Raw genomic sequence first — 15,519 nt, 5'->3', positions numbered from 1 at the left:
TATAGTTTTTGTTTGTATTTTTACGAGATAAGATATCTCTGCTTTCGGTAAGCTTGTGTTGTTCTTCATCCAATACAATTTTCCCTTCCGACAATTCATCCAGATCTTTAAAAATCTTCCGGTCATCCACCGCTTCTTTATTCCAGTTTAAAAATGATTTTTTCATTTGATTGGCTAACAGCTTGATAAGATATGTCTTTTCTTGTCCCTCATCAAATTCATTTGCCTTTAAAATCATTCTTTCCAATGTTTTACCGTAATGTCTGTAACGAATTCTACCTGTATTATAAGGGATACGTGGCGGACGGCTATGCAAATCTTCCTTCTTTACAATTTCATACGGATAATCAATATCAAGTTTAAAATCCGCCATGATGGCCAGGTGATCCCACAAAATATGTTTAAAGTCATTAACATCACGCAGGTGAGGAAACATATTCCCCATGATATTGATAATTGAATTGGCGCACCGCATACGTTCTTCCTTATCTTCAATTGTAAGGCAATAATCTACCATGTTTTGTATATTGCGTCCATACTCAGGCAGAATCAAACGTTTTAGTTCTGTATTATATTCCATTCTAACATTTATTATTCGGCAAAAATACACAAATAAATTGAATATCTTAAGAGTAAACATCATAAGCTGCTCTGTTTATATTCAAATATATTTCTTTTCACCTTTACGAAGCAAAAATCGAATTATTTTCGTACGTTTGCATGATATAATTGTAAATTTAAGAGCCATGACAACACAGCTTCAAGCTAAATTTATAGTGTTAATATCGATACTTATACTTGCCGGATGTAACAATACGCCAAAGAAAGCAGACAGTAATAAAGTTACTTTCGACTCCATTAAGGTAGATAGAAGTTACCATTTGCTTGATAACCCTGAAAACCCCAATTGCAATCTGCAAATCAACTTCACATATCCTACTCAGGTCGACAATAAACAACAGATCAAGGACATACAGAGGATCTTCATCCAATCGTATTTTGGAGATTCATATGTTGATTATTCACCAAAGGAGGCTGCAGAAAAGTATACAGAAGATTACCTGACTAATTATAAGGCACTTGAAGCCGATTTTAAATCGGAAGCAGACAAAGCACAGGATGAACCCATTGGTGCTTGGTATTCTTACTACGAAATGTCTTCAAACAAAATTACTTATAATAAAAGCGGGTTGTTATGTTTCACAGTAAACTTTGAAAATTACACCGGAGGGGCTCATGGATCCCATTCCTATTTCAATCATATCATCAACTTAAAGACAGGTTCTGCTGTTACAGAGAAAGAGGTATTTATTGATAATTATGAAGATGATCTTGCCAAAATTCTTGTTGATGCCATAGCGAAACAAAATCAGGTAACCGATGTAAAAGCTCTCGAAAATATGGGCTTTTTCAGTGTAGATGAAATATTTCCAAATGGGAACTTCAGTGTAGATGAAACCGGTATAAATTATACGTTTAATGAATATGAAATAGCGGCTTATGTAGTCGGAGCAACGCATGTGCATCTGTCTTACGAAGAAATAAGGCATCTGGCCCGTAAAGAAAGCCCTATAGCCCATCTCGTATTTTAAACGAGAGATCCTGTTTCAGTTTTTTTAATAATTAAAAACAATGAAAGTAATACAAACTTATTTTCCCGAATTAAACGAACAACAGTGCCAACAACTTGAAGCACTATACGATTTATATACTGATTGGAATGCTAAAATAAATGTTATTTCAAGGAAAGATATTGAAAATCTTTACCTTCATCATGTTTTACATTCATTGGGTATAGTTAAAATGCTTCGCTTCAAGGATGGATCGTCTGTAATGGACGTTGGTACAGGAGGAGGTTTTCCCGGTATCCCATTAGCCATTTTCTTTCCTAATGTTCAATTTCATTTGGTGGATAGCATAGGAAAAAAAATAAAAGTGGGACAAGCGGTAGCCGAAGCTATCGGACTCAAAAACATCACCTTCCGCCATTGCAGAGTCGAAGAGGAAAAAGAAAAGTATGACTTCGTGGTAAGTCGGGCTGTTATGCCTTTGGCTGATTTGGTAAAGTTAGTACGAAAAAACATAAAAAAAGAGCAACAAAACGCTCTTCCCAACGGACTTATCTGTCTCAAAGGGGGCGAACTTCAACATGAAATCCTTCCTTTTAGAAATCAGGCATTAAGTTTAGAATTAGGGGATTACTTTAAAGAAGAGTTTTTTAAAACAAAAAAAGTTGTATACGTGCCATTATGATACATGTAAAACGTTTCGAATTCAATTATTTCTCTGTAAACACCTATCTGTTATACGATAAGACAGGCGAGGCTGTATTAATTGATTGCGGCTGCATGAATCAGCAGGAAGAAGAGGAATTAAAAGCCTTTATAGATGAGAATAAACTTACTTTGAAAAGACTTTTATGTACTCACTTGCATCTCGACCATGTGTTTGGGAACTCATTTATAACTCAAACCTATGGTTTGGAACCAGAAGCTCATAGGGCAGATACAGAGTTACTTCCTTCTGCCGAAGAACAAGCCAAGGCATTCGGACTATCCATGAAAGGCAAAAGTGGACAAGTAAACCATTTTATTACAGTTGGAGAAGCAATCCACTTTGGAGAAAGTACCCTCACCTCGTTACATGTTCCAGGACATTCTCCCGGAAGTCTTGTTTTTTATAGCGAAGAAAGCAATCTGGCTATTACGGGCGATACTCTCTTTGCCGGTAGTATCGGGCGTACAGATTTATGGGCCGGTAATCAGGAAATACTACTTGCTGCCATCCGAAACAAGCTCCTAACCTTACCGGACAGTACTATAATTTATCCCGGTCATGGGCCAGAGTCTTCTATTCGTGAAGAAAAACTTGAAAATCCGTACATCTAAATTCAAAAATAAATCAAATACCTAGAATCTATGGACACAAATAAATTTGTAAACCGCCACGTTGGCATAAGGGAAGAAGACATTCCCCAGATGCTCAACACTATCGGGGTTAATTCTCTGGATGAACTAATCGACCAGACAATCCCCTCCGATATCAGATTAAATGAATCATTAAACCTGCCTGAAGCGATGACCGAGCGCGAATATGCTGAACACATTGCCGAATTGGGTTCAAAAAATGAGATTTTCACCTCTTATATAGGGATGGGATGGTATGACACTATAACCCCGGCACCAATTCAACGAAATGTATTGGAAAATCCGGTTTGGTACACCTCATATACGCCTTATCAAGCCGAAATATCGCAAGGCAGATTGGAAGCCCTTCTTAATTTCCAAACAATGATTTGCGATCTAACAGCATTGCCGCTTACCAACTGTTCCCTTTTAGACGAAGCTACTGCCGGGGCAGAGGCCGCAACAATGTTACATGGAGCAAGAAGCCGGTCGCAGGTTAAGGATGGAGCCAATACATTATTTGTAGATCAACATGTGTTTGTATCCACTCTGGCAGTACTTCATACCCGTATGAAACCTCAGGGAATTAAAATAGTAAGAGGAGATTATAAAACCTTTGAATTTACACCGGATGTATTTGGTGCCATAGTTCAATATCCCAATAAAAACGGCTCCATCGAAGATTACCGGTCTTTTGTTAACAAAGCTAACGAAAATGGAACTCGCGTAGCCGTTGCAGCCGATCTACTTAGTTTGGTTTTGCTTACACCTCCGGGAGAATGGGGAGCCGATGTTGTTTTCGGCAGCAGTCAACGCTTTGGGATTCCCATGTATTTTGGAGGACCTTCTGCTGGTTTTATGGCCACAAAAGATGAATACAAGCGTACTATTCCTGGTCGGATCATTGGCATATCTAAAGATGCTTATGGCAAACCGGCATATCGTCTGGCATTACAGACCCGCGAACAACACATTAAAAGAGAAAAAGCTACTTCCAATATTTGTACTGCCCAGGCATTACTGGCAACTATGGCCGGATTTTATGCCGTTTATCATGGAGCAGACGGATTAAAGGACATCGCATCCAGGATACATAGTTATGCAGGATTCATATCTGGAGAGTTGGAAAAGCTGGGATATAAACAGCTAAATAAGAACTTCTTTGATACACTAAAAGTTGAACTTCCCGCGAACGTCTCTTTAAGTGCATTAAGGGAAATTGCTCTTGAATGCAAGGTTAATCTAAGATATTTTGGAAACGGACAAATTGGGATAAGTTTAGATGAAACCACCCAAATAACAGATATCGGAGTGTTACTCTATATCTTTTCCGGAGCAGCCGGGAAAGATTATACGCTGGGCCAGAACATTGAAAGAAATCAATATTTTGATGATACTTTTAAGCGTACATCGGCATTCTTGCAACAGGATGTATTTAAAAAATACCATACCGAAACAGAGTTGATGCGCTATATCAAACGATTGGAACGCAGAGATATCTCCCTGGCACACTCAATGATCTCTTTGGGCTCATGCACAATGAAGCTAAATGCAGCCTCCGAATTATTCGTTTTAAGTAAGCCCGAATTCAGCGGAATACATCCCTACGCACCAGACGAGCAGGTGGAAGGTTATACTGAACTGATTGAAAACCTAAGTACTTACCTTGCCGAAATTACTGGTTTTAAAGGGGTAAGCCTCCAGCCGAACTCAGGAGCATCCGGCGAATATACCGGACTGAAAGTAATACGCTCCTATTTGGAAAGTATTGGTCAAGGAACCCGAAACATCGTGTTACTTCCAGCTTCGGCACATGGTACTAATCCTGCCAGCGCTGTTCAATGCGGGTTTGCCACTGTTACAGTAAAATGTGACGAGAAAGGAAATATCGATATGGACGATTTCCGCAGCAAAGCTGAATCCTATAAGGATAATCTGGCTGCTACGATGATCACATATCCATCAACACATGGTATATTTGAGACCAGCATCATTGAAATTTGCCAGCTTGTACATAGTTATGGCGGACAGGTCTATATGGATGGAGCAAACATGAACGCCCAGGTTGGATTAACTAATCCAGGCACAATCGGAGCCGATGTTTGCCACCTCAATCTACATAAAACATTCGCAATCCCCCATGGCGGTGGTGGTCCGGGTGTCGGTCCTATTTGCGTTGCTAAACATCTTGTTCCATTCCTTCCCTCGCATCCGATAATCTCCGAAGGCGAACTTAACACAGTTTCGGCAGCACCCTACGGAAGTGCAGGAGTTCTGCCAATTACCTACGGGTACATCCGCATGTTGGGAGCAGAAGGACTTACAACTGTAACAAAAACAGCGATATTGAATGCCAATTATCTGGCTGCCAAATTCAAAGACACTTATGGAATCGTGTATACCGGGTCTACAGGCCGTGTCGGTCACGAACTTATTCTCGAGTGCAGAGGCGTAAAAGAGCGTTCCGGAATCGACGAAGGAGATATTGCAAAACGTTTAATGGACTTTGGTTACCATGCCCCTACACTATCATTCCCTGTACACGGCACCTTAATGGTTGAACCAACTGAAAGCGAAAGTCTTGCAGAATTGGACAGATTTGCCGAAGTTATGGCATGTATCTGGAACGAGATCAAAGAGGTTGAAAATGGCGAAGCCGACAAAGAAGATAATGTATTAAAAAATGCTCCACATCCCGAGTACGAAATTACTGGAGACGAATGGAAGCACTCCTACTCACGAAGTAAGGCTGCCTATCCGTTGGATTGGCTGCACGAAAGCAAGTTTTGGATCAATGTGGCGCGCATAGACAATGCTTATGGCGACCGTAATCTGATTCCGACCCTCTGCGCCTGTGAAATTTAATTTTATTGAATAATATTTATCCAATTAAAAACGTAGAAGTATGTTAAGTAAAAGTTTAGAAGCTGCTTTAAACAAGCAGATCAATGCCGAATTCTGGTCGGCTTACCTATATCTATCCATGTCGACCGACTTTGCAGCAAAGGGGTATCCTGGTTTTGCCAACTGGATGAACATCCAATTCAGAGAAGAACAAGATCATGCCATGAAGTTCATGAACTATGTTATCGCTCGTGGAGGAAGAGTTGAACTTAAACCTATTTCGGAAGTAACTACATCTTGGGCAACTCCTCTAAATGCATTTGAAGACACATTGGCTCACGAACGTGAAGTAACAGCAATGATCAATAACCTCAACTCTTTGGCTGTAGAAGAAAAAGACTATGCAACAGAGTCTATGCTTCGTTGGTTCATCGACGAACAGGTTGAAGAAGAAGAAACAGCTCAAAGCCTTATCGATGCATTGAAGATGATCAAAGATAATGGATTTGGTCTTTATACATTAGACAAAGAGCTTGCTTCTCGTGTTTACTCTCCTGTCACAACAGCCTAAATAGCAATATATAACCGGAACGTAGAAAATATCTATGTTCCGGTTTTTGTATTTCAGCAAAGTTCTTTCTTAATTCTAAATGTAAAAACGCTCAAATGAAAAATCTTATTTTTGCACTTGCAGCATTCGCTTTTACAGCATGCTCGCCTACTTCCCCAACCAAAGTAACCTGTTATGCCTGGCAGGGTGAAGGACAAAACACAACTGAAGAGACACTTCAGTCCGATTTTAGCAAATGGAAAAGTCATGGTATCGACGGTATGTGCTATAATGCTGGTCACGATGTAGAAAAACACCGTCGTGCAGCTAAAGCAGCCAAAGCAAACGGAATGGAATATCATGCGTGGATACCCGCTATGCTTCAAAGCGGTCCCGAAATAGATTCAACCTGGTATGCCGTAAATCGCAACGGAGAATCGGCATATCACGTACAAGCCTATGTACCCTATTACAAGTTTCTTTGCCCTAATCGCACCGAAGTAACAGACTATCTCACAAATTTATATACAAAAGTTGCTGAAATACCAGAAGTTGATGCGATCCATCTGGACTATATCCGATTTGTTGACGTAATTCTTGCACGCGGACTATGGGATAAATACGGACTGGTTATGAACGAAGAATATCCGGTGGCAGATTATTGCTATTGCGACAAATGTGTGAGCGATTTCAAAGCGGCTACTGGTATCGACATTAAATCAGTAGAAGATCCTTCAACAGTTGAAGAATGGAAACAATTCCGTTGCGATCTCATCACCAAATTGGTTAATCACATAGCCGAAGCTGTACATGCCAAAGGAAAGAAAATCGATGCTGCCGTATTCCCCGGACCAGACAGCTACGCAAAGAAGATGGTACGTCAGGAATGGAATAAATGGAACCTGGATGCATTCTTCCCGATGAATTACAATGATTTTTATCTTGAAGGTCCGGCATGGATCGGCAAAGTTGTAAAAGAAGAGGTCACTTCTGTAGATGGCAAAATTCCGGTTTACAGCGGACTGTTCATCTGTCGCGACTACGAGAAAAAAGCTCAGATCAAGGATCCTGAAGGACATGGACTCATCCCGTCTGAAATAGAAGAAGCAGTAAGGGTTTCCATGGAAAACGGTGCTGCCGGGGTCTGTCTGTTTACTCCGGGCAATATGACCGATGCCCATTGGGAAGCATTTGATAAGGCGATACATAAACAATATCGTTAATCTAATCTAAAAAAACATTAAAAAAAGAACAGTTTATCAGCTAACAATCGCTTTTAACTGTTCTTTTTTTTGTGAAGATACTTCTGATTAAAATATCGAATTCTTCACTAAACATAAAGAATTTATCATATGAATAGACTTATACGGATAACAAAACCTGAAGATGTCTTTCCTCAATACAGGAACACTCCCATTTCCATGCTTTTGGAATATCATAATCTGAATCGTGAATTTGAAACCTATTCGCAAGCTCAGATGCTTATCAGCATGTGTATGGATAATAGAAAACACCTTAACATACCCGATAATTTCGCATTTATTTTACGTTCGGGAGGAGGCAACCTCACCTATAGTGAATTTAAAGTCTCCTTTGCCGTAGCAATAGGCAATGTGAAATATATTGCAATCATTGCTCACAACAAATGCGGCATGGTTAACCTGGTTTCCAAAAAAGCACAATTTATCGATGGACTCGTTGAGAAAGCAGGTTGGAGCAGAGAAAAGGCCGAAGAACATTTCAAGCACTACTCTCCCATGTTCGAGATTGGCAACGAAATAGACTTTGTTTTAAGTGAAGCCAAACGCCTCCGAACTGTATATCCTCAAATCACGGTAGTGCCAATGTACTACAAGGTTGAAGACAACCATTTATACTTAATTACAGAATGATATCCGGGAATTTTTCCGGATTTTTTTTTGCCTCAATTCAGCCTTAAATGGATCAATTGGTGCTCATTAGGTAACAAAGTGTGCACTTTCCGGGACAAAGTGCTTTGACATAAAGAATGTTTGACTAAATTTGCCACCCGATGACTTATTGATCTAACAGATTTGCTTAAAAGCAAAACAAACTAATACCGCTGTAATATGAGTTTAAGAATTATTGTATTAGCAAAACAGGTGCCGGATACCCGAAATGTGGGTAAAGATGCAATGAAAGCCGACGGTACAGTAAACCGTGCCGCTCTTCCTGCCATTTTTAATCCGGAAGATCTGAATGCGCTGGAGCAAGCCTTGCGCTTGAAAGATGCCTATCCCGGCACCACCATTACACTCCTCACCATGGGACCCGGACGAGCTGCCGAGATTATCCGTGAAGGATTGTACCGCGGAGCCGATGGTGGCTATTTGTTGACCGACCGTGCATTTGCCGGAGCCGACACATTGGCTACCTCTTATGCCCTTTCCATGGCTGTCCGGAAAATCAACGAATACGATCTGATACTTTGTGGTCGCCAGGCTATAGATGGCGACACCGCCCAGGTTGGTCCTCAAGTGGCCGAAAAGCTTGGATTAAGTCAGATTACCTACGCTGAAGAAATACAAAAAGTAGAAAACGGTAAAGTAACCGTAAAAAGACGACTGGAACGAGGCGTAGAAATTGTGGAAGGCCAGCTTCCGATCGTTATTACCGTAAACGGAACTGCACCCGATTGCCGTCCGCGTAACGCCAAGTTTTTGCAGAAATATAAACATGCTAAAACTGTTACGGAAAAACAGGAATTGAACGACGATTATACAGGATTATTTGATATGCGCCCCTATCTGAATCTTACAGAATGGAGCGTAGCCGACGTAAAGGCCGATGTTAAAGCCTGTGGATTATCCGGATCACCCACTAAAGTTAAGAAAATTGAAAACGTGGTTTTCCAGGCTAAAGAAAGCAAAACCTTAAGTCCGTCGGATACAGAGATTGAAGAACTGATGATCGAACTAATAGCAAACCATACCATCGGTTGATGCTTCACTTTTAAATGTAAAAAAGATGAATAATTTATTTGTATATTGCGAAATTGAAGACGGCATTGTGGCAGACGTAAGTCTGGAACTACTTACCAAAGGCCGCTCGCTTGCAACCCGTCTGGGTTGTCGTCTGGAGGCAATTGCCGCCGGAACAAAACTTGATGGTATCGGTGCACAGGTATTTCCTTACGGAGTAGACGTACTTCATGTTTTTGATGATCCGCGCCTGTTTCCATACACATCGCTTCCTCACACCTCCATCCTGGTAAATCTATTTACTGAAGAAAAACCGCAAATTGCCCTCATGGGTGCAACCAGCATTGGTCGCGACCTGGGACCTCGTGTTTCTTCGGCCCTTACCAGCGGACTTACAGCCGACTGTACATCACTCGAAATCGGCGATCACGAAGAAAAAAAAGAAAATAAAGTATATAAAGACCTTCTCTACCAAATCCGTCCGGCTTTCGGGGGAAATATCGTAGCATGGATTATCAATCCTGAATGTCGTCCCCAAATGGCAACAGTACGTGAAGGTGTAATGAAAAAAGAAATTCTGAATCCTTCCTATAAAGGCGAAACCATCAAGCACGATGTAAACAAGTATGTAAACGACACAGACTTTGTTGTTAACGTGATTGAGCGTCACATGGAAAAAAGCAAAACAAACATCAAAGGATCTCCCATTATTATTGCCGGCGGCTATGGCGTTGGTTCCAAGGAGAATTTTGAACTGCTTCATAAACTTGCAGCCGTTCTGGGTGGCGAAGTTGGAGCTTCTCGCGCCGCAGTCGATGCCGGATTTACCGACCACGACAGACAAATCGGACAGACTGGAGTAACTGTACGTCCTAAACTTTACATTGCCTGTGGTATCTCCGGTCAGATTCAGCACATAGCAGGTATGCAGGAAAGCGCCATGATCATTTCTATCAATAATGATCCCAACGCTCCTATCAATACCATTGCCGACTATGTAATAAACGGTACAATAGAGGAAGTAATTCCCAAGATGATTAAGTATTATAAGAAGAATTCAAAGTAAACTAGAGTATGGCTAATTTCTATTTAGATAATCCCAGCATGAAGCACCACTTGCATCATCCGCTTATGAAGCGGATTGTGGAGCTTAAGGAACGCAATTACAGAGATAAAGATACTTGCGACTATGCTCCTATCGATTTCGAAGATGCAATGGACAGCTACGAAAAAGTACTGGAGATTGTTGGCGAAATATGCGGAGACATTATTGCCCCCAATGCAGAAAGCGTAGACCACGAAGGCCCTTCTGTAAAAGATGGTCGTGTAACCTATGCCGCAGGAACAAAGCAAAACCTGGACGCCGTAGTTAAAGCCGGACTAATGGGTGTGGCAATGCCACGTCGTTACAACGGATTGAATTTCCCTATTGTTCCCTATATCATGGCTGCCGACTTAGTTTCGCGTGCTGATGCCGGATTCGAAAATCTTTGGGGACTACAAGATTGTGCCGAAACCTTATATGAGTTCGGAAACGAGGAGCAACGACAGAAATATATTCCACGTATCTGCGCTGGCGAAACCATGTCGATGGACTTAACTGAACCCGATGCCGGATCAGACCTTCAATCGGTAATGCTAAAGGCAACCTACAGCGAAAAAGACGGATGCTGGTATCTGAACGGTGTTAAACGTTTTATCACCAACGGCGATTCAGACATCCACCTTGTGCTTGCACGAAGCGAAGACGGAACAAAAGACGGTCGTGGTTTATCGATGTTCATTTACGACAAGAAAAACGGAGGTGTTGATGTTCGTCGTATCGAAAACAAGATGGGTATTAAAGGCTCTCCAACTTGCGAACTTGTTTACAAGAACGCGAAGGCCGAACTTTGTGGAGATCGCAAATTAGGTCTTATCAAATACGTAATGGCTTTGATGAACGGTGCTCGTCTGGGCATTATGGCACAAGCTGTTGGTATCAGTGAAGCAGCATACCGTGAAGGACTTGCTTATGCAAAAGATCGCAAGCAATTTGGCAAGGCAATTATTGAGTTCCCCGCAGTATATGAAATGATTGCCCTTATGCGTGCCAAAGCAGACGCCTCGCGCTCTATGCTCTACGAAACAGCCCGTTTTGTAGATATGTACAAAGCGATGGAAGATGTTGCCAAAGAACGCAAATTAACTCCCGAAGAAAGAACTGAATATAAGTATTATAGCAAACTGGCAGATGCATTCACCCCTATGGGAAAAGGTATGACTACCGAATACGCCAACCAGAATGCCTACGATGCAATTCAAATACACGGTGGTTCCGGGTTTATGAAAGATTATGCCTGCGAGCGTATCTATCGTGATGCACGTATCACCAATATCTACGAGGGAACAACCCAATTACAGGTAGTTGCAGCCATTCGCCACGTAACCACAGGTACTTACCTGAGTCGTATACGCGAATACGAAGCTATTAACTACAAACCTGAGTTGGGCGACCTGAAGAAGAAGCTCATGGCTATGACAGAAACCTACGAAAAGCTTGTAGCTATGGTTCTTGATACAAAAGACAACGAATATCTTGACTTTCAGGCTCGTCGTTTGGTTGAAGCCGGTGCTCATTGCGTTATGGGCTACTTATTACTTCAGGATGCAAACGTTGACGAAACCTATCGTCGTTCAGCTGAAGTCTATATCAATTACGGACAAGCAGAAGTAAATAAAATAAACGGTTACATCAGCAGTTTCGATATGGAAGATCTGGGATACTATAAACAATAGTATTACATCCTATACAAAAGGCTGCTTCCAAATACATGGGGAGCAGCCTTTTTTTATTTACATAATTTCGCTGTAACAAATACAAAAAAAGAGGATATCTATATGGATACCCTCTTTAGTTTTGTCTATATTATTTTTATAAGATCAAATCAAGAACTTTCTTTATCAGAAAGTGCAAGCTATCAGATTAAAATAATTAATAAGACCGTCTAGGAGCTGATTCCTTAGGAGTAGCTTCCTTCAATACCATCTGACGGCCCTGATATTCTGCGCCATTCAGTTCGTTGATAGCGTTTTTCGCTTCCTGATCATTAGGCATTTCAACGAATGCAAAACCTTTTGATCTTCTAGTGTCACGGTCAATGATCAATTTAACTGAATCAACTGTACCGTAGTCTTCCATAACTTCCTTCAAATCCGATTCCTTAACTGAATAGCTAAGATTGCCAATGTAAATGTTCATAAAAATACAATAAAATAATTTAATAAATTAAAACAATTCAGTTAGGAAAAAGATAAATTTCATCAATCAAATACTCTATTTGGTAAAAGAGCGACCTGTAATAAAACAATCTATGCTATCTGTTGTTTGATGATGCAAAAAACCGAAATTATTTTTGATAATCAACTATGTTTTGCCATTTATTTTTCATAAAAAAGCATTTTATTTTCAAAAACCCAAATATTTAACAAATCGGGCTCCAATTTCACATAAAATATAGTTATTCTTCAATCTTTGCATTGGTTACACGTTCAAGCAAAAAGCGGTTTTTGTTCCAATGAAACGGCTTATAACCCGTATTCTTTTTAATCGAATTATTTCGGAATATCAGTCCATCCACTGATTTGGCATAAAGTATAGGAGCATCGAATGTATCAAATTCATTGTCTTCAATTACAATACCGCTATGGAAATACTTTTGCTGCCCTTTCAAGTTCGGAATCTCCGGATAAATTGAAATCACACCATTGGTAAACTGGAACATATTAGTCAGCGCATTCACAAATTTATTCCTCCTTATAACAACATCTTTGCATGCACCAGTCTCAAACCATCCGTTACAATCTCCGCAAAGTAAAATGGCTGTACCCGAAGTATGATCAAACAAGTTATCCTCCACTACAGTTTTTCTGGGTGTGCTAAATAAAGCCCCGCGAGCACGGTTGTTTCGAACCGTATTCCCTGAAAAGATGACCTCGGGAGTCCAAGTAAGATTCTCAATGCCAAAACCACTTTTCTCATTTATATCCGGATGGATCGGCTCATCAAATCTGATGTAAAATTCGCGGGCCCCATGAATCTGATTTTTATCATACGGACGAATCTCTGCGATACGGTTAGTACCGTCAAGCAGTTCCATAGTCTCGGAACGTACAAACTGCACTTCATCGGCTGTTCTGCCCCACTCAAAACCCCAAGACTGATCATGCATATATCTTGCTATTACCGTTTTTTCATCTACCCGGCTTATTACTTTTAAATAAGTACCATGAATATTAATCGCGTCATCCATCATACCCTCATATAAACCATTCTTCGATATAATTGCACCTTTACAGCCCGAAAAGTGGGTTGCATCAGCCTGCGTAGTAAAATATCGCGGATCATTTGGCCCTTTAAGGCAAACATTGAACCGATCCAGTGTAATATTCTCACAAAGCTGAGCCAATAATCCCATTCCTTCAGCATAATGCACTGAAACATTCTCTAAAACAGAATTCACGTTATGAGAAAAGAAAATACCAGGGGTAGGACGATGCCACGTACGCATGGCAATCACCGTTCCAGGAATTAATTTAGCATTCTTCCAGTTTGGGGCATGCAGTAACCGGGGCGATACCTCTACAACACCTTTTGTTGGGCAGCTGATATCACTCGTATTATATACAAGACGTTTTGTTGCCTCTTCGAAGGCAATACCACCAGCAGGTTGTGCAGTCCAACCTTCACCATAAGTTTCAAAAACAGAATCTTTGCTGATGCGATAATTCACCCAGGGAGCCACCTTAAAGGTGATTCCTTTCTCTGGACTATTTTCCACAACCTGTATCTGGGCAATATGGGGATTAGCAAAATCAATGCTGAAATTCTTCAACGTGCAATTTTCGGAGCGTAAAAGGGATAATGGGATCATTCTGCCATGAAAAATAAATTCCGATCCCTGTCCGTCGATGGTAAGATTTTTAAAATCTTCAATCGCTAATCCTACTTTTTTAGGATTAGTCTGATCGTGATTTGAAATGTAATATTCACGAACAGCCGATCCCGATTCAAAAAAATGATATTGTCCGCGAGGAAACTTCAGCACCACATTCGTTCCGTCCTTATAATCTCGTTTAATTTTATCCAGAGCCTTGGCTAAAACAGGAGAAGCATTCTTCTTACTGTCAGCTTTCAATCCGAAACTCGTTATGCTGTAAACACGCTCCTGAGCAACCAATTCGTTGGTAAGAACAAAAAAGAGCAAACCCGCAATAAATAATAGCGTTTTATTCATGATAAATATTAAAATTATTTGTGTTTATCACCCATCTTAGTGATTTATTGCACAAATATATAAAACCTATTTATCTTCTGCTAATAGATATGGCTTTATTACTCATATCTGGTTTGCGATTAAAGACTAATCCAATTTCTCAATCAATATAAAAGGTTTATTATTTTGACTATCAATTGAGTACATTTTGATCTCTAATATAATATACACCATCAAACATATACAACCATCTTCCTTTCTTCTTTTTGATCATAGCCGCTTCAAATTCCTTGTCTCTAAAGCCATCCACAAATCGCAAAGATTCAAAATCGACAAATGCGTATGGAGAATCTCCCGTCTTCTTAGCAATAGCCAATTCAAATGCACCGGGGTCAACCACCTTCCCTTTGTAGTTTAGAGAAGTGAATGCTAATGAATAAAGCTTATTTCTCAATTTATTATAAACACCTTCTGCAGCACATTGATGTATAGAATACATAAGAGAGTCTGCGGGATATATAGTTTGAGAAATATCCTTTACTCCATGATAATTAGCAAGCCAAACTGTAAATCTGTCTTTAGGAAAATGGTCTGTCAACCAAATAATATTTTCTGCCATCTGACTATCCCTATTTCTAAAAGGTAAAGTCGTTATAGTAGGATTATTAGATATGTCAATATTGGTTTCATATATTTTATTACAAGAAAAATTTGTATTTACAATTCTAACCCATTGCAATATAGCCTCAAGGTCAATTGATTTGCCCTCCTTATCAATTATATATAGTGTATAATTGGATATAATGTTAATCATATCAACTAACTCAAGCTGAGCAGATATTGATAGACTGGGAACTGAATTCTTTGTTGGTTCAGCAATGAATTTAAGATAGTAACCCGTTGGCGGAATTAATTCACTAAAAAATGTCAGGAAATAAGTTGTGCATATCATTGATTATTAGTATTTTAATGGTGATCAAACTATTAATATACAGCTCAATTATGCACAACTTATATGCAAT

14 protein-coding genes are annotated in these 15,519 nt (G+C 40.1%); 10 read left to right on the top strand and 4 right to left on the bottom strand.

Annotated features, from left to right (window positions below; translation table 11 throughout):
• The coding region (locus tag AB7E53_RS11360; protein ID WP_446775733.1) for a DUF4290 domain-containing protein at window positions 1–580 on the bottom strand (580 nt) is incomplete at its 3' end.
• Window positions 581–746: 166 nt separating this feature from the next.
• Between AB7E53_RS11360 and AB7E53_RS11355 the strand changes: the two genes are divergently transcribed.
• The 10 genes from AB7E53_RS11355 (at window position 747) to AB7E53_RS11310 (ending at window position 12,020) form a co-directional block, all read left to right on the top strand.
• Window positions 747–1,592: a DUF3298 domain-containing protein gene (locus AB7E53_RS11355; RefSeq protein WP_446775731.1), complete on the top strand. Its 846-nt coding sequence runs from the start codon at window positions 747–749 to the stop codon at window positions 1,590–1,592.
• Between the two features lie 40 nt (window positions 1,593–1,632).
• Entirely contained in the window at window positions 1,633–2,253 is a 621-nt protein-coding gene (gene rsmG, locus AB7E53_RS11350) for a 16S rRNA (guanine(527)-N(7))-methyltransferase RsmG (RefSeq protein ID WP_079684293.1), read from the top strand.
• The gene (locus tag AB7E53_RS11345; protein WP_446775729.1) at window positions 2,250–2,888 is read left to right on the top strand and encodes an MBL fold metallo-hydrolase; all 639 of its coding nucleotides are present in this window, start codon (window positions 2,250–2,252) and stop codon (window positions 2,886–2,888) included. Before rsmG ends, AB7E53_RS11345 begins: the two co-directional genes overlap by 4 nt.
• A gap of 30 nt (window positions 2,889–2,918) precedes the next feature.
• On the top strand, window positions 2,919–5,771 hold the full coding sequence (gene gcvP, locus AB7E53_RS11340; RefSeq protein WP_446775727.1) for an aminomethyl-transferring glycine dehydrogenase: 2,853 nt from the start codon (window positions 2,919–2,921) through the stop codon (window positions 5,769–5,771).
• Between the two features lie 40 nt (window positions 5,772–5,811).
• Entirely contained in the window at window positions 5,812–6,321 is a 510-nt protein-coding gene (locus tag AB7E53_RS11335; protein ID WP_079684290.1) for a ferritin, read from the top strand.
• A 95-nt stretch (window positions 6,322–6,416) separates the two neighbouring features.
• Window positions 6,417–7,523, top strand: coding sequence for a hypothetical protein (locus AB7E53_RS11330; RefSeq protein ID WP_446772786.1), 1,107 nt, complete (start codon window positions 6,417–6,419; stop codon window positions 7,521–7,523).
• Window positions 7,524–7,652: 129 nt separating this feature from the next.
• Window positions 7,653–8,192: a carbonic anhydrase gene (locus AB7E53_RS11325; protein ID WP_179398583.1), complete on the top strand. Its 540-nt coding sequence runs from the start codon at window positions 7,653–7,655 to the stop codon at window positions 8,190–8,192.
• A gap of 198 nt (window positions 8,193–8,390) precedes the next feature.
• Entirely contained in the window at window positions 8,391–9,263 is an 873-nt protein-coding gene (locus AB7E53_RS11320; RefSeq protein ID WP_350456772.1) for an electron transfer flavoprotein subunit beta/FixA family protein, read from the top strand.
• Window positions 9,264–9,288: 25 nt separating this feature from the next.
• Window positions 9,289–10,308: an electron transfer flavoprotein subunit alpha/FixB family protein gene (locus AB7E53_RS11315; RefSeq protein ID WP_079684286.1), complete on the top strand. Its 1,020-nt coding sequence runs from the start codon at window positions 9,289–9,291 to the stop codon at window positions 10,306–10,308.
• Between the two features lie 8 nt (window positions 10,309–10,316).
• Window positions 10,317–12,020, top strand: coding sequence for an acyl-CoA dehydrogenase family protein (locus tag AB7E53_RS11310; RefSeq protein WP_179398586.1), 1,704 nt, complete (start codon window positions 10,317–10,319; stop codon window positions 12,018–12,020).
• A 196-nt stretch (window positions 12,021–12,216) separates the two neighbouring features.
• On the opposite strand, the gene AB7E53_RS11305 is transcribed toward AB7E53_RS11310, so the two are convergent.
• From AB7E53_RS11305 to AB7E53_RS11295, 3 genes are all read right to left on the bottom strand, one after another.
• Window positions 12,217–12,483 carry an RNA recognition motif domain-containing protein gene (locus AB7E53_RS11305; protein WP_068180992.1) on the bottom strand — a complete coding sequence of 89 codons (267 nt, stop codon included), beginning with the start codon at window positions 12,481–12,483 and terminating at the stop codon, window positions 12,217–12,219.
• Window positions 12,484–12,742: 259 nt separating this feature from the next.
• Window positions 12,743–14,518, bottom strand: coding sequence for a right-handed parallel beta-helix repeat-containing protein (locus AB7E53_RS11300; RefSeq protein WP_446775725.1), 1,776 nt, complete (start codon window positions 14,516–14,518; stop codon window positions 12,743–12,745).
• Window positions 14,519–14,690: 172 nt separating this feature from the next.
• The gene (locus tag AB7E53_RS11295) at window positions 14,691–15,449 is read right to left on the bottom strand and encodes a hypothetical protein (RefSeq protein WP_446775723.1); all 759 of its coding nucleotides are present in this window, start codon (window positions 15,447–15,449) and stop codon (window positions 14,691–14,693) included.
• Window positions 15,450–15,519 lie beyond the last annotated feature (70 nt).

This window comes from Macellibacteroides sp. (assembly GCF_050251695.1).
Lineage (GTDB): Bacteria > Bacteroidota > Bacteroidia > Bacteroidales > Tannerellaceae > Macellibacteroides > Macellibacteroides fermentans.
Note: the sequence above shows the minus strand (reverse complement) of the source record. Positions and strands in the feature narration are given on the sequence as shown.

Coding starts and splice junctions, on each gene's coding strand:
- AB7E53_RS11355 (WP_446775731.1), top strand. CDS start 747: ATGACAACACAGCTTCAAGCTAAATTTATAGTGTTAATATCGATACTT.
- rsmG (WP_079684293.1), top strand. CDS start 1,633: ATGAAAGTAATACAAACTTATTTTCCCGAATTAAACGAACAACAGTGC.
- AB7E53_RS11345 (WP_446775729.1), top strand. CDS start 2,250: ATGATACATGTAAAACGTTTCGAATTCAATTATTTCTCTGTAAACACC.
- gcvP (WP_446775727.1), top strand. CDS start 2,919: ATGGACACAAATAAATTTGTAAACCGCCACGTTGGCATAAGGGAAGAA.
- AB7E53_RS11335 (WP_079684290.1), top strand. CDS start 5,812: ATGTTAAGTAAAAGTTTAGAAGCTGCTTTAAACAAGCAGATCAATGCC.
- AB7E53_RS11330 (WP_446772786.1), top strand. CDS start 6,417: ATGAAAAATCTTATTTTTGCACTTGCAGCATTCGCTTTTACAGCATGC.
- AB7E53_RS11325 (WP_179398583.1), top strand. CDS start 7,653: ATGAATAGACTTATACGGATAACAAAACCTGAAGATGTCTTTCCTCAA.
- AB7E53_RS11320 (WP_350456772.1), top strand. CDS start 8,391: ATGAGTTTAAGAATTATTGTATTAGCAAAACAGGTGCCGGATACCCGA.
- AB7E53_RS11315 (WP_079684286.1), top strand. CDS start 9,289: ATGAATAATTTATTTGTATATTGCGAAATTGAAGACGGCATTGTGGCA.
- AB7E53_RS11310 (WP_179398586.1), top strand. CDS start 10,317: ATGGCTAATTTCTATTTAGATAATCCCAGCATGAAGCACCACTTGCAT.
- AB7E53_RS11305 (WP_068180992.1), bottom strand. CDS start 12,483: ATGAACATTTACATTGGCAATCTTAGCTATTCAGTTAAGGAATCGGAT.
- AB7E53_RS11300 (WP_446775725.1), bottom strand. CDS start 14,518: ATGAATAAAACGCTATTATTTATTGCGGGTTTGCTCTTTTTTGTTCTT.
- AB7E53_RS11295 (WP_446775723.1), bottom strand. CDS start 15,449: ATGATATGCACAACTTATTTCCTGACATTTTTTAGTGAATTAATTCCG.